This is a genomic window from Streptomyces sp. NPDC047017, assembly GCF_040644175.1.
Taxonomy (GTDB): domain Bacteria; phylum Actinomycetota; class Actinomycetes; order Streptomycetales; family Streptomycetaceae; genus Streptomyces.
This window is the reverse complement of sequence record NZ_JBEYVW010000009.1, coordinates 41,736-57,927: the sequence shown is the minus strand read 5'-3', so window position 1 is coordinate 57,927 and position 16,192 is coordinate 41,736. Positions and strand designations below refer to the sequence as shown.

Here is a 16,192-nt window from a genome sequence, read left to right as displayed (position 1 = left end):
GGGGAGGTTTCCTTACCCAGTTTTGATAGGCCGCCTATATAAGAACGTGATACGAAGAACATGTGGACGAGTCGTACGCCGAGTACACCCCGCAGGACACCGCTCGGGACCTGGCCGACGCCGCCTCGGCGGTCGTCCGGGCGCTGACCGACCGCCGGGACCTGAGCTTCACCGCGGCCGCCACCCTGGGCCGCCTGGAACGGGAGGGCCCGGCCCGGCTGACCGCCCTCGCCACCGCCGAGGGCGTCACCCAGCCGTCGATGACCCAGCTCGTGCAGCGGCTCGAAGCCCAGGGCCTGGTGGCACGGGACACCGACCCCGGCGACGGACGGGTCACCCTGGTCCTGCTCACCGACGCCGGACAGGACGTGCTGGCCGAACGCCGCCGGGCGCGTGACGCCCGGCTGGCCGGCCTGCTGGCCGCCCTGCCCGACGAAGAGCAGCGGGCGCTGGGCGCCGCGCTGCGCACCGCGCTGCCGATCGTGCTGCGGATGCTCGGGGACACCACCGCCCCGCGTCCGCTCCCCGCCCACCACACCACCGGGAGCACGCCATGACCACCGTCCAGGAACGCGGCCGCAGAGCGTGGATCGGCGTCGACCACCCCCGCTACAAGTGGGTGGCGCTCACCAACACCACGGTGGGCATGCTGCTCGCCACCATCAACAGCTCGATCGTGCTGATCTCGCTGCCCGGCATCTTCACCGGCATCCGCCTCGACCCGCTCGAACCGGGCAACGTCAGCTATCTGCTGTGGATGCTGATGGGCTACATGCTCGTCACCGCCGTCCTGGTGGTCGCCCTCGGCCGGCTCGGCGACATGAAGGGCCGGGTGCGGATCTACAACGCCGGGTTCCTCGTCTTCACCCTCACCTCGGTGGTCCTCTCGCTCGACCCCTTCCAGGGCGGCAGCGGGGCGCTGTGGCTGATCGGCTGGCGCATCGTGCAGGCCGTGGGCGGCTCGATGCTGATGGCGAACTCCGCGGCGATCCTCACCGACGCCTTCCCCGCCCGCCAGCGCGGCATGGCCCTGGGCGTCAACATGGTGGCGGGCATCGCCGGTTCGTTCCTCGGCCTGGTCCTGGGCGGCGTCCTCGTCACCTGGAACTGGCGCTCCGTGTTCTGGGTCAACGTGCCCATCGGCCTGATCGGCACCGTCTGGGCGTACAAGTCGCTGCACGAGACCGGTGTGCCCAGGCCGGGGCGGATGGACTGGTGGGGCAACGTCACCTTCGCGGCCGGCCTGACGGCACTGCTCGCCGGCATCACCTACGGCATCCAGCCCTACGGCGGCCACACCATGGGCTGGACCAACCCGTGGGTGCTGGCCGGACTGATCGGCGGCCTCGTGCTGCTCGGCGTGTTCTGCTACGTCGAGACCAAGGTCCCCGAGCCGATGTTCCCGCTGCGCCTGTTCCGCGACGCCGCCTTCGCGGGCGGCAACGCGGCCACCCTGCTGGGCGCCATCGCCCGCGGCGGACTGCAGTTCATGCTCATCATCTGGCTCCAGGGCATCTGGCTGCCCCTGCACGGCTACGACTACGCCGACACCCCCCTGTGGGCCGGCGTCTACATGCTGCCGCTCACCATCGGCTTCCTGCTGGCCGGGCCCATATCCGGGGCGCTGTCCGACCGGTTCGGCGCTCGCATGTTCGCCGCGTCGGGGTTCGCGGTGATGGCGGTGTCGTTCGCCGGACTGCTCGTGGTGCCCAGCGACTTCGGCTACTGGACGTTCGCCGTGCTGATCCTGCTCAACGGGCTCGGCGGCGGCCTGTTCGCCGCCCCGAACACCTCGATCATCATGTCCAGCGTGCCCGCCGACGCCCGGGGCGCCGCCTCCGGGATGCGCGCCACCTTCCAGAACGCCGGCATGGTGCTGTCCATGGGCGTCTTCTTCTCGCTCATGGTGGCCGGCCTCTCCGGCACCCTGCCGCACACCCTGGCCTCGGGCCTGACCGCCCAGGGCGTCCCGCCGGACGCCGCCCACACGGTCGCCGGGCTGCCGCCGGTGGGCGTCCTGTTCGCCGCGTTCCTCGGCTACAACCCGATCGAGCACCTGCTCGGGCCCGGCATCCTCGGCCATCTCTCGCCCGCCGCGAACGCGCACCTCACCGGCCGGGAGTTCTTCCCCCACCTGATCTCCCAGCCGTTCCACCACGGTCTCGTCGTCGTCTTCTCCCTCGCCATCGCGATGTCCCTGGCCGCCGCGGCGGCCTCGCTGATCCGCGGCCGCGCGGTGCCGGCGCCGGCCGCGTCGCCTTCCCCGGCGCCCACGCCCTCCTCCACGACGGCCGCAGCGCGGCCGCGTCCCGGCACGCCCGGCGCGGAGCAGGCCGCCCACGGCGAGGGCCACGCCGTCCACGGCGAGGGCCGGGCCGTGCTGCGCGGCCGGGTACGGGACAGCGCGGGCGGCGGTCCCGCCCGGGCCACGCTCACCCTGGTCGACGCGCACGGCCACCAGAAGGCCCTGGCCCGCACCCAGGAGGACGGCACGTACACCCTGCCCGACCCCGGACCGGGCTCCTGGGTGCTGATCGTGTCCTCGGCCGGCCACCAGCCCCGGGCCGTACGGTTCACCGGCGAGCGGCGGCCGGACGTGTCCGACATCGTCCTCGACCCCGCCGGCGCCCTGCGCGGCACCGTCCGCCACCAGGAGACCGGCCGGCCCGTCCCCGACGCCCGCGTCACCCTGCTGAACGGCCGGGGCGAGGTCGTCGACTCGGTCACCACCGGCACCGACGGCACGTACGCCCTCACCGGCCTGGCCCCGGGCGCCTACACCGTCATCGCCGGCGGCGCCCCGCCGCACGCCACCGAGGTCGTCGTCGGCGACGGCGGGACCGTCGAGGCCGACCTGGGCCCGGACCACCGGACCGGCTGACGCCCCGGACCGGACAGGACAGGGCGGGGCCGGGAGGGCGGGGGATCGCGGCCGGGCCCGGCATGGCCGAGAGCGAGGCCGAAAGCGAGGCCGAAAGCGAGGCCCGGTCCCGGCCGCCCGGGATAGAGTCGGTGGGCCGTGCTGAGGGTGGGCCGTGCTGAGGGGGCTCCATGGACATCGTCGACCTGGCCGCGCTGGGCGAGTCGTTCACCCGCGACCCGTATCCCGTCTACGCCCGCTTACGGGCGCGGGGCCCGGTGCACCGCATCCGGATGCCCGAAGGGGGCGCGCTCGCCTGGCTCGTCGTCGGGTACGCGGCCGGACGCGCCGCGCTGGCCGACCCCCGGCTCTCCAAGGACTGGAGCAAGGTGTCGCCCTCGTTCCCGCTCGGCGCCATCTCCTCCGGTCACCACATGCTCAGGGCCGACCCGCCCGACCACACCCGGCTGCGCCGCCTGGTCGCCCGGGAGTTCACCCCGCGCCGGGTGGAGCAGCTCACCCCCGGCATCCAGAAGACCACCGACGCGCTCCTGGACCGGATGCTGGCCGCGCCGGACGGCCGGGCCGACCTCGTCGAGGCGCTGTCCTTCCCGCTGCCCATCTCGGTGATCTGCGAACTCCTCGGCGTGCCCGACCTGGAGCGCGAGAACTTCCGCACCTGGTCCCACGACGCGATCGGCGCCACCGACGTCGAGGACCGCCGGGCCGCGGCCGCCGCCATGGGGCGGTTCATCCGGGAGCTGGTGGCCGGCAAGCGGCAGCGGCCCGGCGACGACCTGATGAGCGCCCTGATCCACGGCAGCGACGAGGACGGCGACGCCCTCTCCCACGAGGAACTCGTCGGCATGGCCTGGCTGCTGCTCGTCGCCGGCCACGAGACGACGGCCAACCTCATCTCCAACGGCGTCCTCGCCCTCCTCACCCACCCCGCCCAACTGGCCGCCCTGCGCGCGGACCCCGCCCTCCTGGACGGCGCGGTCGAGGAGATGCTGCGCTACGACGGCCCCCTGGAGACCCCCACGTTCCGCTTCACCACCGAACCCGTGCCGATCGGCGACACCGTCGTCCCCGGCGGCGGCGAACTCGTCCTCATCGCCATGGGCGACGCCAACCGCGACCCCGCGCGCTTCCCCGCACCCGACCGCTTCGACATCACCCGCGACGCGCGCGGCCATGTGGCGTTCGGCCACGGCATCCACCACTGCCTGGGCGCGCCGCTGGCCCGGCTGGAGGCCCGCGTCGCCATCGGGACGCTGCTGGCGCGCTGCCCCGGCCTGGCCCTGGACATCCACCCGGCGGCGCTCACCTGGCGTCCGGGTGTCATGATCCGCGGCCCCCGGAGCCTGCCCGTACGGTTCACCGGATAGCGCGGCGGCCCCCGAGCCGGCCTCCTGGCATCCGCCTCCTCCCGCTCAGCCGCCCACCTGCCCGTCCAGCCAGTCGAAGACCCGCTGTTCGAACACCGCGCGTCCCAGCGGCTCGCAGTGCAGGGAGGCGCCCTCGGCCGCGGTGAAGCGGACCAGTTCCCGGGGGCCGGGCAGGGCGTCGTACAGGCGCTGTGCCGCGCCGGGCCAGAAGCGCTCGCCCTCCGGGTCGGTGATCAGCAGCGGGGTGGTGATCCGGCCGGCCACCGGTTCGACGGTGTAGCGGGCGACCTCGGTGAGCAGGTCGTAGGGGGAGTCGATGCCGTAGGGCTTGGCCCGCCAGCGCCAGGTCGCGGCCAGCGCCGGATCGGCCGCCAGCGCCTGGCCCAGCACGCCGTCGAAGGCCGCCCGGTCCCCGGACTCCCACAGCGCCCGCAGCTCGGGACCGAGGTGGGGCCACCAGCTCTCGGCCACGTCCACCACACCCGGGTCGGCGACCGCCGCCGCGATCCGGTGCTCGAACGCGAGCGCCCGGGGCACCCAGTAACCGCCCTGGCTGATCCCGGCCAGGACCAGGCGCCCGGCATCGACGTCCGGACGGCCGGTCAGGTAGTCCACCACCGGGGTGATCACTTGTTCCCAGTCGGGGCGGAAGGTGGTCCCGCGTTCGAACAGCATCGACTGCTGGCCGGGGCCGTCGAAGAGCAGGACACGGTAGCCGCGGGCCACGGCCGGGGCGCCCAGCAGGGTCCAGGCGGAGCTGACCGGGCCGTCGCTGCCGTTGGTCACGATCAGCGTGGGCAGCGGTTCGCGTCCCCGGGGCGGGGCGAACAGGTACCCGGGCATCGACATGCCCTCGTACGGGATCTCCACCCGCTCCGCCGCCGGCTCCCAGGCCCGCGCGAACCGGTCGAAGCACTCCCGGTGCGCCGTGAACGCCTCCGCCAGCCGCGCCCCGGGGTCGGCGCAGGCGTCCACACCGGCCAGCGCGGTACCGAAGTACCCGGCGGCCCGCAGCCACGCGTCCCGGGCGGAGACCACGCGCCCGCGCCCCGCGCACTCCTCGGCCCGCCCGCGCACCCGGTGCGCGAGTTCGGTCCAGGCGGCGAACCACGCGGCGCCGTCCCCGTCGCCCACGGCCGACGCCACCGCCAGCACCTCGCCCACGTCGGCGCCGTGCTGCCAGGCGGAGCCCAGCGCGACCCTGATCTCGTAGTCGAACTGCTCGTCCTGGTGGAAGCGGAAGGTCATCACGGCTCCAGACGGCCGGCGGCACGCCCCGGACCGGGCACTGCCCCGCCTTCACGGTAGGAGCGCGGCCGCCAGGGCGCACTCCGGCCCATGAGCACTCCGGCCCGTGCGTGCCCTGGACCATGTGTGCCCCGGCCCGTGCGTGCCCCGGCGCGGGCGCGGCAGGTGGCCGGGCGCCGGGGTCGGCATGATGGGAGGAGCGGTACCGCCCGCGTCCGAGGCGGACCGCGCGACGGGAGGCCCTCCCATGCAACAGCAGACAGCGACCAAGGCGCCGCCCCGCAAGGCCGTCGGCGCCGGAAATGTCTTCGTCTCCTTCCTGCCCTGGATCATCTTCGGGGTCGTGGCCGGACCCAGCACCTGGAAGTACGCGGCGCTGGCCGCGCTGGCCGCCTCGCTCCTCGTCTCGGGCCGCGACCTCACCCATCGGCAGTGGAACGTGCTCGACGTGACGGGCATCGTGTTCTTCGCCGTGCTCTGCGTCCTCGCCCTGGTCCTCGACCGGCACACCCTGATCTGGGTGGAGACCTACGCCCAGGTCATCGCGAGCCTGGCGGTGGCCGTCGTGGCCCTGGGATCGCTCGCCTTCGACCCCTTCACCGCGCAGTACGCCCGGCGCGGCACGCCACCGCACCTGTGGAACACGCCCGTCTTCAAGCACGTCAACGTGGTCCTGACCGCCATGTGGGGCGGTGTCTTCCTGGTCATGGCCGTGCTCAGCTGGCTCGCCATCCGCTTCCCGTCCGCGAGCGACTGGTGCAACTGGGTCGTTCCCGCCGTACTGCTGGTGTGGGCCGTCAAGTTCACCGAGCGCTACCCGGAGGCATACAAGGAGAAGGTCCTTCGCTGATCCGAGCGGGGCTCGCGTCAGCAGGGCTTGCGCCACACCCCCAGTTCCGGCTTCTTCAGCATCGACGACAGCCTGAGCTTGCGCGACTGTGCGCAGAAGCTGCTGGTGGGTTCCGCGTACTCCACGTGGAAGACCGCCTTGCCGGCCGCGACGAACGGGGTGAGCTGCGCGCACTCGTCGTACTGCGCGCACTCCTCGTTGACGGCGAAGTCGAAGTCGGGGAGGAGCTGCGGGATCTGCGGCAGGTCGTTCTTGAGGCCCACCGCGAGGCCGCGCTCGTGCGCGAGGGCGGCGATCATCCGGTTGTAGCGGAGCTGGTCACCGGCGGTGAGCGGGAAACCGCTGTGGTTGCCGTAGCCCTCCACCAGATCGGGTTCCACCGCGTCGAAGCCCTTGTCGCGGCACATGTCGAAGCGCCGTTCCATGACCGGCCGCAGCACGGACAGCCGGCGGATGTCGAGCCAGCGCTCGCCCTGCCAGCCGTTGTCCGCGCCCAGCACCGAGCGGGGGAAGGCCTTCCGGTCGGGCCGGAAGTCCTCCCAGGCGCCGACGTTGACGTAGCAGATCACCTTGCGGCCGGCCCGGTGCAGGCGGGCCACGTCCGAGGCGGTGTTCTCGAAGCCGTCGATGTCGTAGACCGGCACGTCGGCCGAGGGATCGACGGGTCCGTCCAGCTGCCACTGCCAGGCCAGCCCGGGGCGCGGCTGCCAGCGCGCCCGGTGCGGGCCGCCGGACGGCCGCCCGCTCGGGGACGGGGACGGGCGTCGCGTGCTGGGTGCGGAGGGCCGTCCGGTGCCGGGTCCGGTGCCGTCCCGTCCGCCGGGCGTGGTCCGCGCGCCGGGCGAGCGGCCGGCGTCCGCGTCCCGGTCCGGGCCCGTGCACCCGGTCAGCACCGCGAGCACGAGGGCGGCCGGCACCGCCGCGTACGCCAGTGCCCTCGCCCTCGTCCGCAGGGTCGTCCTCGTCACCTCATCGCTCCGTCCCGGTCAGCGCGGGGGTCAGCCGGGCCCACGGGTTGGGCGGCTCACCCGTGACGGGCCCGCACACCCCCGCACCGCGCTCCCGTGCCGTGCGCACGGCCAGCGGCACGAGCGCCGCGGGCACCCCGTAGACGAGATGGCAGATCCGGCCGGGCGGCTGCCGGGCCGCCCAGGACGGACGCTGGAAGGCGGACACGTACGTCGACCAGTGGCCCTCGAAGGTGACCGTCAGATCGGCCAGGCGCGCGTAGCCGGGCGCCGGGTGCACGCCCGGGTTCAGCACCACGGGCCCGGCACCGAGCCGGCGCACGGCCCGCACCAGCTTCCGGCAGGCGGGCAGGGACCCGGCCGCCGCGGTCACCCGGTCCAGGAAGCAGCCGTCCGCCCCGTACCACGCGCGGTGCCTGCGGACCTCGTCGACGACCTCGGCCGGGTCACGGGCGCCGTAGTCCGTGTCCACATAGCCGAGCAGCCGGGCACCGGCCCGCCGCAGCGCGTCGGCCACCGCCGTGAACGCGGGGTCGGGGGCCGGGCCGGGTCCGCTCGCCGGGTTCAGCACGACGCCGTACGTACGCTCCGCCGCCGTGACCAGGCGGTGCCAGGCGCCCGGGTCGTCGGCCGGGTGGACGTACAGCGGGATCAGCAGGTTCACGAGGCTCCCTCGTCTTCCCGGCCGCGCGGCTGCGGGGCGCTCGCCGCCCACAGCGCGGCCAGCGACTCCTCCAGCGTGCGCGACGGGCGCCAGCCCAGGGCCGTGGCGGCCGCGGTGATGTCGGAACACTGCCAGGACACCTGCGCCGAGCGGGCCGAACCGGCCGAACCGGTCGTGCCAGCCGGGCCGGTCGAGTTCGTCGGGGCGTTCGGGCCGGTCGTGTCGTGCGGGGCTTCCTCGACGCGGCCGCGGAAACCGGCCGCGTCCGCCAGTCGCCGGACCAGGGCGCGGACCGGGACGGCCGTCCCGCCGCTGATGTTGAGCACCGGCGGCAGCGGCCCGGCGGCCGTGACCGCGAGGACCACCGCCCGGGCCACGTCGCCCACGTCGACGAAGTCGCGGCAGGCGGACAGGTCACCGAGGCGCAGCACCGCCCCCGGGTCCGGGCCGGCCGCGCGCAGCAGCGCGCTCACCCGGCCGGGCAGCCCGGAGGCAGGCGCCCCCGGACCGACCGGGTTGCCCACGCGCAGCACCACCGCGTCCAGGCCGGAGGCCGTGACCGCGACCGTGCCCGCGAGCTTGGTGGCGCCGTACAGGCCGGCCGGAGCGGCCACGGCCGACTCGGCCGCCTTCGTGCCCGGCCGGCCCGGACCGTACTCGGCGGCCGAACCGAGGTGCACCAGACGGGCGGTGGGCGCCGCCTCGCGCAGCGCGGCGGCCAGCACGGCGGGGCCGCGGGCGTTGACCTCCGCGAGGGCGACGGCGTCACCGCCGGTGGCGCCCGCGCAGTTGACCACGGCGTCCGGCGCCACCGACGCCAGGGCCTTGGCCAGGCGTTCGGGCGGATCGGCGGCGAGGTCGACGGCGACGTCGGCGCCCGGGAAGCGGCCCGCGCCGAGCACCCGCGCGTGCGGCAGCGCGCGCAGGTGCTCGACGACATGGCGTCCCAGATAGCCGGTGCGGCCCAGGACGAGAACGCGCATACGGGGCTCAGGCCCCCTTGAGCAGCAGCGGCTTGTGGCTGGTGAACTCGGCGTTGGCCCGGTCGTAGTCGTCGGGTCGGCCGATGTCCAGCCAGTACCCGTCGAAGTCGTAGGCGTGCGGCGGGCGTTGCTCGGCCAGCAGGTCCAGGACGAGTTCGTCGAAGCCCAGCGGCAGGCCGGGTGTGTACCCCTCAAGCGTGGCCCGGGACAGGCCGTACACGCCCATGGAGACCCGGTAGTCCAGGCTGGGCTTCTCGGTGAAGGCGACCACCTTGCTCGCGTCGGTGGTCAGCACCCCGAAGTCGATGTGCACCTTGCGGGCGTAGGTGGCGATGGTCAGCGGCGCGCCCGACTCCCGGTGCCGGCGCAGTACGTCGGCGTAGTCGAGGTCGGTGAGGACGTCGCCGTTCATCACCAGGAACGTCTCGGGCAGCCGGTCGCGCATGGTCAGCAGCGGGCCCATGGTGCCCAGCGGGCTCTCCTCGGTGGAGTAGTCGACGCTCAGGCCCCACTGGGAGCCGTCGCCGACGTAGGCGCGGATGATCTCGCCCAGGTGGCCTATGGCGATGGTGCAGCGGATGAAGCCGGCCGCGGCGAGCTGGCGCAGCACGATCTCCAGGATGGCGTGCTGGTCGCCGATGGGCACGAGCGGCTTGGGCAGGGCCGTGGTGTAGGGCCGCAGCCGGACGCCCTTGCCTCCGGCCAGGATGACTGCGTGCATGGAGCCTCTCCTTCGTGGACGTGCCGGGCGGTCAGATGTTGTAGATGCCGGTCTTGTAGCGGGCCAGGTTGGCCGGGTCGCGGAAGAACTCCACGGTGCGGGCGAGCCCTTGCTCCAGGGTGTGCGCCGGCTGCCAGCCGGTGGCCGAGGCCAGCCGCGTCGCGTCGGCGACCAGCCGCATCACCTCGGAGTCGGCCGGGCGCAGCCGTGCGGCGTCCTCGCGCACGTCAAGGGCGGTGTCCATGACCTTGCCGACCAGCGCGACGAGGTCACCGACCGAGATCTCCCCGCCGGTCCCGGCGTTGAAGGTGCGCCCCACCACGTGCTCGGCGTCCGCCGTGCCCACCGCGAGGAACGCCCGCGCCGTGTCCGCGACATAGGTGAAGTCGCGGGTGGGGCGCAGGTCGCCGAGGGTGATGGTGTGCTGCCCGGCGGCCACCTGGCCGATCACGGTGGGGATCACCGCGCGCATCGACTGGCGCGGGCCGAAGGTGTTGAACGGCCGCAGTGTCACCACCGGGGTGCCGAAGCTCGCGTGGTAGCTGTCGGCCAGCCGGTCCCCGCCCGCCTTCGAAGCGGCGTACGGCGACTGGGTGTTGATGGGGTGGTCCTCGGTGATCGGCACGGTCCGCGCGGTGCCGTACGTCTCGCTGGTGGAGGTGTGCACCAGGCGCGGGGTGCCGAGGGCGCGCACCGCCTCCAGGACGTTCAGGGTGCCGGTGACGTTGGTGTCCACGTAGCTGTGCGGCGCCTGGTAGGAGTACGGGATGGCGATGAGCGCGGCCAGGTGGTAGGCGCAGTCGGCTCCCTCCAGCAGCCCGCGGACCGAGCCGGGGTCGCGGACGTCACCGAGGACGATCTCCACCTGGTCGAGCACGTCGGGGGACAGGGTCTCCAGCCAGCCGTAGGAGGAGAACGAGTTGTACTGGGCCATCGCCCTGACCCGGTGCCCCGAGGCGACCAGTGCCTCGGTCAGGTGCGAGCCGATGAAGCCCTCGGCTCCGGTGACGGCGGCGAGCGGTGCGGATGTCATGGTGGTGTCCTTTCGCAGGTGCCGGAGGTGCCGTACGAGCGGGCGGTCCGGCGAAGTGGTCTCCGGGGGCCGCGCGGTGCGGTGCGGTCCGCGCCCTGGTCTGCTCCGGTCCGGTCACAGATGGGGTGCCGGCCGGCCGAGCAGCCGCAGTGCGCACACCGCCAGGAGCAGGGCGGCGGCGCCGCAGCACAGCGGCAGCGCGGCGGCCCCCGGTGGCAGCCGCAGCAGCGTGACCGCGCCGGTACAGCCCGCCGCCAGCAGGCACAGGCCGGCCGGCGGCCAGGCCGCCCCGAACGCCTGGAGCAGCAGTGCCGTCCACAACGCGGCGGCCAGCGGAAGCAGTTCGGCGGGCCGGGCCCCGGTCAGCCAGGCCACCGGCAGCAGCGGCAGCAGGTAGGCCAGCAGACAGCCGCCGAGGATGCCGGCCGAGCGCAGCAGGAAGCCCGCGGGGGTGGCGGTGGCGCGCAGCGCCGCCACCGACCAGCCCCGGTAGCGGTACAGCAGCCACTCGGCCGGGCCCATGCTCACGGTCAGCGCGATCACCGCGTACGGGTGCCGTCGGCCCTCCAGCAGGACCAGGACCGCCGCGGCCAGCCCGAACAGGCCGTACGGGAGGGAGGCGGACAGCCGGGGCCGGACGGCGCCGGTGACCGCGGGGACGCGGCAGACCGCCCGCAGGGCGAGGGCCGTGACGGCGCAGGTGGCCGCCAGCGCCAGCAGCGGCAGCCCGGCGCGCACCCCGGGAGGCGGCTCCCACCAGGGCAGCAGCACGGCACCGGCGACGAGCGGGGCGAGCGCGGCCAGCAGCCACCGCTCCCGGGCGAGGACCAGCAGCACGCCCGCCGCGGCCAGGTACACCGACTGCCCGGCCGCCACCCACAGCACCGGGCCGCCGCCGGTGAACGGCGCCGCGGCGGCCGTCGCCAGCACCGCGCCCGGCGGAGCACCGGCGAGCAGGGTGCGGCCGGCCTCCCGGGGGCCGGTGGCCCGCCGCAGATGCGCGCGGTGGCCCAGCGCCTGGCCCCACGCCCAGGAGACGGCGCCCGCCACCACCAGCGCGCCGGCGTGCTCCCCGGCGTCCCACAGCGGCCCGGCCAGCAGATACGCGAGGCCCGGCAGCGCGAACAGGACACCGCGCAGCAGGCAGCGCACATGGTCCGGACGCCAGGGGTCGGCGGCCGGGGCGGGCTCCGGGAAGCTGCGGGGCACGCGGTCGTACAGCGCGGCCGCCAGGGAGAACAGGTTCGGGTGGCCGTACCGGTTGCGGATGACCTCGGCGGACAGGCCCTCCGCCTCCAGCAGCGCGGCCACCTCGTAGGGGTGGACCGCGGGACCTACGCGGTCGGCCAGTTCGGCGGCGAGCCGGCTGATCTCCTCCTCGTCCGGGCCCGGCCGCGGCAGCCGCAGGGTGAGGGTGTGCTCGTCGGACCGGCGCGGGCGCGGCGCGGCGAGCCGGATCGCGAGCGTGTCCTGTTCGGGGCCGCCCGGTTCGAGGGCTATCGGACCACTCATACGGCCACGCTCCCCGCGACCGGACCGACCGGACCGACCGGACCGACCGGACCGACCGGACCGACAGCCGTGGGCGCGGCGGCGGCCGGTGTCGGTGCCGGTGTCGACAGCCGCGCCGGTGCCAGCGCCGGTGCCGGTGCCGGTGCCGACAGTTCCAGGTAGACGGACCGGAACGTCTCCACGGTCCGGCGCAGGGTGAACTGCTCGATCACCCGCAGCCGGGCCGCCTCGCCCATGGCCACGCGGCGCCCGGGATCGCCCAGCAGCGCGAGCGCGGCCTTCGCCATGGCGGCCGGGTCGCGCGGCGGGACGACCAGTCCGGTGTCGCCGACGGCCTCGCGCACCCCGCCCACGTCGGTGGAGACGGTCGCCCGCCCGCACGACATGGCCTCGATCAGGGTGAACGGGAAGCCCTCGCTGATGCTGGAGAGCATGACCACGTTCCCGGCGGCGTAGGCGTCCTTGATGTCCTCCACCCGGCCCTCGAACCGGACGGCGTCCGCCTGCCCGAGGGAGGCGGCCAGCGCCTCGCAGCGCTCCCGGTACGCCTCCCCGCCGCGCGGCGTGCCGCCGAACAACCGCAGCCGGGCGGCGGGCAGTTCGGCCCGGACCAGCGCGAAGGCGCGGATCAGGGTCTCCAGGTCCTTGATCGGGTCGACCCGGCCCGCCCAGCTGAGCGTGGGCGTCTGCGGTTCGGGCCCGGCCGGCGGGAAGGCCGCTGGGTCCACGCCGTTGTAGACGGTGCGGATGGCCTCCGGGGCCGCCCCGCCCTGCTCCTCCCACAGCCGGTTGTAGCGGTTGCCGGGGGTGATCAGCGCGGCCCTGCGGTAGCTCTCCTCGGCCAGCAGCCGGAAGAAGCCCAGGACGACCGCCTTGACCGGCCAGCGGTAGGGCGCCGTGCGGTAGCCGAGGTAGCGCTCGCGCAGGTACACGCCGTGCTCGGTGAGCAGCAGCGGCACCCCGTGCTGTTCCAGCGCGGCCAGTCCGGGCAGCGCGGCGACGCCGCCGCTGACCGCGTGCGCCACCCCGCCGTGCGGCAGCGGCGCGGCCAGCGGGCGCAAGGCGTGCTCCAGCAGGCCGGTGGCGGTGAGCGCGTCGTGCAGGGTCGGCCGGGCCTCGCGCACCACGAGACCCGGCCGGTTCCACACGGAGCTGAGCACCGCGACGGCCCGGTCGCCGCGCAGGAAGGCGCTCAGCGCCCCGTCCGCGGCGGCCCGTGCCATCGTGTACAGGGCGGGTGCGAAGCCGTCCTCGGCGCCCGGGTCGAGCAGCGCGGCCAGGAACCGTTCGTAGGCGGCGGTGAGCCGGTTGCGGACGCGGCCGCGGGGCGGCCGGCCCTGCGGCGGGTCGCCCCACATCGGGACGGACAGCACGCGCGAGACGTGGGCGGGCAGGTCCCACGCGAGCGGCTCGCGGCCGGTGCCGGTGACCGCGAGGACGTCGAAGGAGAGATCGGGCATGCCACGGACGAGCTGGTCGCACCAGACGCTGACGCCGCCGTGACTGTGCGGATACGTGCCTTCGGTGAGCAGGGTGACGCGCGTCGGGTCGCTTGGGCGGCGCGCGCCGTGGTGAACGTGCATCGAGGTGCTCCACGGCCGAGGTGTGGGGTGGTCGCGCCGGTCCCGGCCGCGCGCACGCGGCCGGGACCGGACGGTCGGTGCGCCGTTCAGTGCGCGGCGGTCCGCGCGGCGGGCGGGGTCACACCCGCCGGGACCCGGGTGCGCGGCGCCGGGGCGGTGACCGCTGCGGGCGCGGCGGCGTGCGCGGCCGGGGCCGGCGCCGGGGAGGACGCCGGAAGGGCCAGGGCGAGCGGCTGCCCGGCGGACGGCGTCCAGCCGGAGAGGGTGCCCGCGTAGGCGGTGCCGAAGCCGCGCCCGGCCAGGGTGGTGCCGGCGGGCATGGTGGCGGTGACGGCCACGCCGGCGGGCGCCGTCACGGTGACCGTGCCGCCGATGCGGTACGCGGTGACCTGGTTGTTCTTCACGGCCGTCTGCCAGGCGGCGCGGCGCTGCAACTCCACGCCGATGTCCGCCATCCGCAGGTTCACCAGCGGGGCGTCGTCGGTGAACAGCGCGTGGTAGCCGTCGAGCACGCCGTCCAGGACCGGGTAGGCGATGCGTTCCTCGGCGAGGTTGGACTGGTGGATGAAGTGCGGCTTGGGGTCGTTGGAGAGCACATGGCCGAGGTCGATGCGCGTCTCCAGCGGCACGATGTAGTCGCTGTAGCCGGTGGCGGTGTCCAGCGGGGCCGGCAGGCAGGTGGTGGTGGCCGGGTTGTCCTCGCAGATGCCGCTGCCGCCCTGGGCGCGGCTGGTGTAGATCCAGTTGTACTCGTCGGCCTGCTCGCTCGCCCGCCCGGCGTTGTAGAAGACGTTCATCGGGTAGCGGGAGACGGTGGTGGCGGGGCCGACCCTGCGCTGCACGGGGTCGCGGGAGTTGTCCGAGGCGAGCCAGGTGACGCCGTTGCCGGCCAGGGCGGACGCCAGGTTGGGGTTGTCGTCCGGCTGCTGCGGCAGCACCCGCAGCCCGGAGTGCTCGCCGGTGACCAGCTCCGTGGTGTTCAGCGGCAGTCCGGCCTTCTGCCCCCAGGCGCGGTTGACGGAGATCTCGTCGGAGATGTCCTGCCGGCTGACCCACTTGGTGCTGCCGTCGGGGTTGGTGGCGCACTTCCACGGCACCACGGACACGTCCTGCTGGCAGCCGAGGAAGGCGTGCGTGTAGGTGTGGTTGACCCAGCGGAACTGGTCGCGGTCGGCGATCAGCTTGTCGGCCAGCGGGTCGGCGCCGCCGTGGTCGGCGCGCTCGTCGTCGCTGCCGACGCCGTTGTAGACGAGGTCGAGCGTGAAGCCGTGGCCGCGCTCCCAGTCGGTGGCGTGGTCGACGTCCGCGGGGGTCATCCGGATCGGGTCGGGCGTGCCCTCGCCGACCGGGCAGTCCACGTCGCCGGGCGTGCAGTTGAGCTTGGTGTCCCAGCGGTCGTCGGCGGCGAAGACGTCGTCCACGTGCACGGCGAAGTAGTTGCGCGAGGCGCCCAGGTGCACGCCGCCGGTCATCCACTCGACGATGCCGCGGGCCAGCAGCCGGAACTGCTGCTGGTACTGGTTGTAGACGAAGGTGACGACCAGCTCGCGCCGCCCGTCGTGCCGGTACTCGCCCACCAGCGAGCCGCGTCCGGACTGCCCGGGGATCGGGGCGTCCACGTACGGGGTGAAGTCCGCGCCGGCGACCGGCTGCGAGAGGTAGGCGTAACTCTCGCCCACGGTGGGGGAGTTGTCCTCGAAGGGCACGGCGCCCTTGAGGTAGCCGAAGGGGCCCGCCTTGCCCGCGGCGGTCACCTGGGCCCGGACGCCGTCGATGCTGCCGGAGTAGCCGCCGTTCACCGGGTACTGGAGCCCCGCCTCGGGCCGGGCGTAGGTGTAGGCGTCGACCTGCGGGACCGCGTAGGCCTTCTCGTACGCCGAGAGCGCCGCCATCTCGGGCGAGTTCGCCGGGAACGGGTTGTCGTTGGGCAGCACGACGGCCTGGTACTTGGCGCGCGGCCGGCCGTCCACCGTGTCCGCGAGGAAGGCCGCGTCGATCACGGGTCTGTTCGCCTGGGTGAGGTCGATCTTCGTGTACGGGGTGCCCGCGGTGTCCAACTCCGCGGCGATGGCGTCCGTGGACGGGCCGCCGTCGCTGACGATCAGCGTGCGCAGGTCCACGCGGGGCGCGGTGCCCGCGGCGGCCTGCGCGGCCCCCGCCGGCAGCCCGAGCGCGGCGACGAGCGCGCCCACCGTGAGCACGGTGGTGCGTATGGTCCGCTTCATGCGGTGTAGGTCCTCTCCCCCCGGGCAGGGGTGAGTACGGCTCCCATGGAGCGGACGCACCCCCTCGCGCGACGCCGGCACCCCCCTCGGACACCGGTCGTCACGCATCCGTCGCGTCATATGGTGAAGGGTTTGTGTGACTGATGTGGCCGTGTTA

At 74.5% G+C, this 16,192-nt stretch carries 13 protein-coding genes; 4 read left to right on the top strand and 9 right to left on the bottom strand.

The annotated features are described in order from the left end of the window. Nucleotides 1–62 precede the first annotated feature (62 nt). The 3 genes from ABZ858_RS17050 (at nt 63) to ABZ858_RS17040 (ending at nt 4,248) form a co-directional block, all read left to right on the top strand. Nucleotides 63–557 (top strand): MarR family transcriptional regulator, encoded by a 495-nt coding sequence (locus ABZ858_RS17050; protein ID WP_361378201.1) that lies wholly within the window; start codon nt 63–65, stop codon nt 555–557. After that, complete coding sequence (locus ABZ858_RS17045) at nt 554–2,881, top strand: MFS transporter (protein WP_361378198.1); 2,328 nt, start codon at nt 554–556, stop codon at nt 2,879–2,881. The genes ABZ858_RS17050 and ABZ858_RS17045 overlap by 4 nt, the downstream gene beginning before the upstream one ends. Before the next feature lie 170 nt (nt 2,882–3,051). After that, nucleotides 3,052–4,248 carry a cytochrome P450 gene (locus ABZ858_RS17040; protein WP_361378195.1) on the top strand — a complete coding sequence of 399 codons (1,197 nt, stop codon included), beginning with the start codon at nt 3,052–3,054 and terminating at the stop codon, nt 4,246–4,248. A gap of 45 nt (nt 4,249–4,293) precedes the next feature. Here ABZ858_RS17040 and ABZ858_RS17035 read toward each other — a convergent pair whose 3' ends face one another. Then, entirely contained in the window at nt 4,294–5,496 is a 1,203-nt protein-coding gene (locus ABZ858_RS17035) for a dipeptidyl aminopeptidase (protein WP_361378192.1), read from the bottom strand. Nucleotides 5,497–5,743: 247 nt separating this feature from the next. On the opposite strand from ABZ858_RS17035, the gene ABZ858_RS17030 reads away from it, so the two are divergent. Continuing rightward, on the top strand, nt 5,744–6,346 hold the full coding sequence (locus ABZ858_RS17030) for a hypothetical protein (protein ID WP_361378189.1): 603 nt from the start codon (nt 5,744–5,746) through the stop codon (nt 6,344–6,346). A 17-nt stretch (nt 6,347–6,363) separates the two neighbouring features. Here ABZ858_RS17030 and ABZ858_RS17025 read toward each other — a convergent pair whose 3' ends face one another. The 8 genes from ABZ858_RS17025 to ABZ858_RS16990 form a co-directional block, all read right to left on the bottom strand. Then, nucleotides 6,364–7,314, bottom strand: coding sequence for an endo alpha-1,4 polygalactosaminidase (locus tag ABZ858_RS17025; protein WP_361378186.1), 951 nt, complete (start codon nt 7,312–7,314; stop codon nt 6,364–6,366). A 1-nt stretch (nt 7,315) separates the two neighbouring features. Further along, nucleotides 7,316–7,978 carry a spherulation-specific family 4 protein gene (locus ABZ858_RS17020; protein WP_361378183.1) on the bottom strand — a complete coding sequence of 221 codons (663 nt, stop codon included), beginning with the start codon at nt 7,976–7,978 and terminating at the stop codon, nt 7,316–7,318. Further along, entirely contained in the window at nt 7,975–8,961 is a 987-nt protein-coding gene (locus ABZ858_RS17015) for an NAD-dependent epimerase/dehydratase family protein (protein WP_361378180.1), read from the bottom strand. Before ABZ858_RS17015 ends, ABZ858_RS17020 begins: the two co-directional genes overlap by 4 nt. Nucleotides 8,962–8,968: 7 nt before the next feature. Next, nucleotides 8,969–9,682 (bottom strand): sugar phosphate nucleotidyltransferase, encoded by a 714-nt coding sequence (locus ABZ858_RS17010; RefSeq protein ID WP_361378177.1) that lies wholly within the window; start codon nt 9,680–9,682, stop codon nt 8,969–8,971. 31 nt (nt 9,683–9,713) lie between these two features. Further along, nucleotides 9,714–10,715: a GDP-mannose 4,6-dehydratase gene (locus tag ABZ858_RS17005; protein ID WP_361378174.1), complete on the bottom strand. Its 1,002-nt coding sequence runs from the start codon at nt 10,713–10,715 to the stop codon at nt 9,714–9,716. A gap of 114 nt (nt 10,716–10,829) precedes the next feature. Beyond that, entirely contained in the window at nt 10,830–12,227 is a 1,398-nt protein-coding gene (locus ABZ858_RS17000; protein WP_361378171.1) for a hypothetical protein, read from the bottom strand. Next, nucleotides 12,224–13,810, bottom strand: coding sequence for a GT4 family glycosyltransferase PelF (gene pelF, locus ABZ858_RS16995; RefSeq protein WP_361378168.1), 1,587 nt, complete (start codon nt 13,808–13,810; stop codon nt 12,224–12,226). The genes ABZ858_RS17000 and pelF overlap by 4 nt, the downstream gene beginning before the upstream one ends. Nucleotides 13,811–13,896: 86 nt before the next feature. Next, on the bottom strand, nt 13,897–16,035 hold the full coding sequence (locus ABZ858_RS16990) for a hypothetical protein (protein WP_361378165.1): 2,139 nt from the start codon (nt 16,033–16,035) through the stop codon (nt 13,897–13,899). Nucleotides 16,036–16,192 lie beyond the last annotated feature (157 nt).

Coding starts and splice junctions, on each gene's coding strand:
- ABZ858_RS17040 (WP_361378195.1), top strand. CDS start 3,052: ATGGACATCGTCGACCTGGCCGCGCTGGGCGAGTCGTTCACCCGCGAC.
- ABZ858_RS17005 (WP_361378174.1), bottom strand. CDS start 10,715: ATGACATCCGCACCGCTCGCCGCCGTCACCGGAGCCGAGGGCTTCATC.
- pelF (WP_361378168.1), bottom strand. CDS start 13,810: ATGCACGTTCACCACGGCGCGCGCCGCCCAAGCGACCCGACGCGCGTC.
- ABZ858_RS17015 (WP_361378180.1), bottom strand. CDS start 8,961: ATGCGCGTTCTCGTCCTGGGCCGCACCGGCTATCTGGGACGCCATGTC.
- ABZ858_RS17035 (WP_361378192.1), bottom strand. CDS start 5,496: ATGACCTTCCGCTTCCACCAGGACGAGCAGTTCGACTACGAGATCAGG.
- ABZ858_RS17010 (WP_361378177.1), bottom strand. CDS start 9,682: ATGCACGCAGTCATCCTGGCCGGAGGCAAGGGCGTCCGGCTGCGGCCC.
- ABZ858_RS17000 (WP_361378171.1), bottom strand. CDS start 12,227: ATGAGTGGTCCGATAGCCCTCGAACCGGGCGGCCCCGAACAGGACACG.
- ABZ858_RS17045 (WP_361378198.1), top strand. CDS start 554: ATGACCACCGTCCAGGAACGCGGCCGCAGAGCGTGGATCGGCGTCGAC.
- ABZ858_RS17030 (WP_361378189.1), top strand. CDS start 5,744: ATGCAACAGCAGACAGCGACCAAGGCGCCGCCCCGCAAGGCCGTCGGC.
- ABZ858_RS16990 (WP_361378165.1), bottom strand. CDS start 16,035: ATGAAGCGGACCATACGCACCACCGTGCTCACGGTGGGCGCGCTCGTC.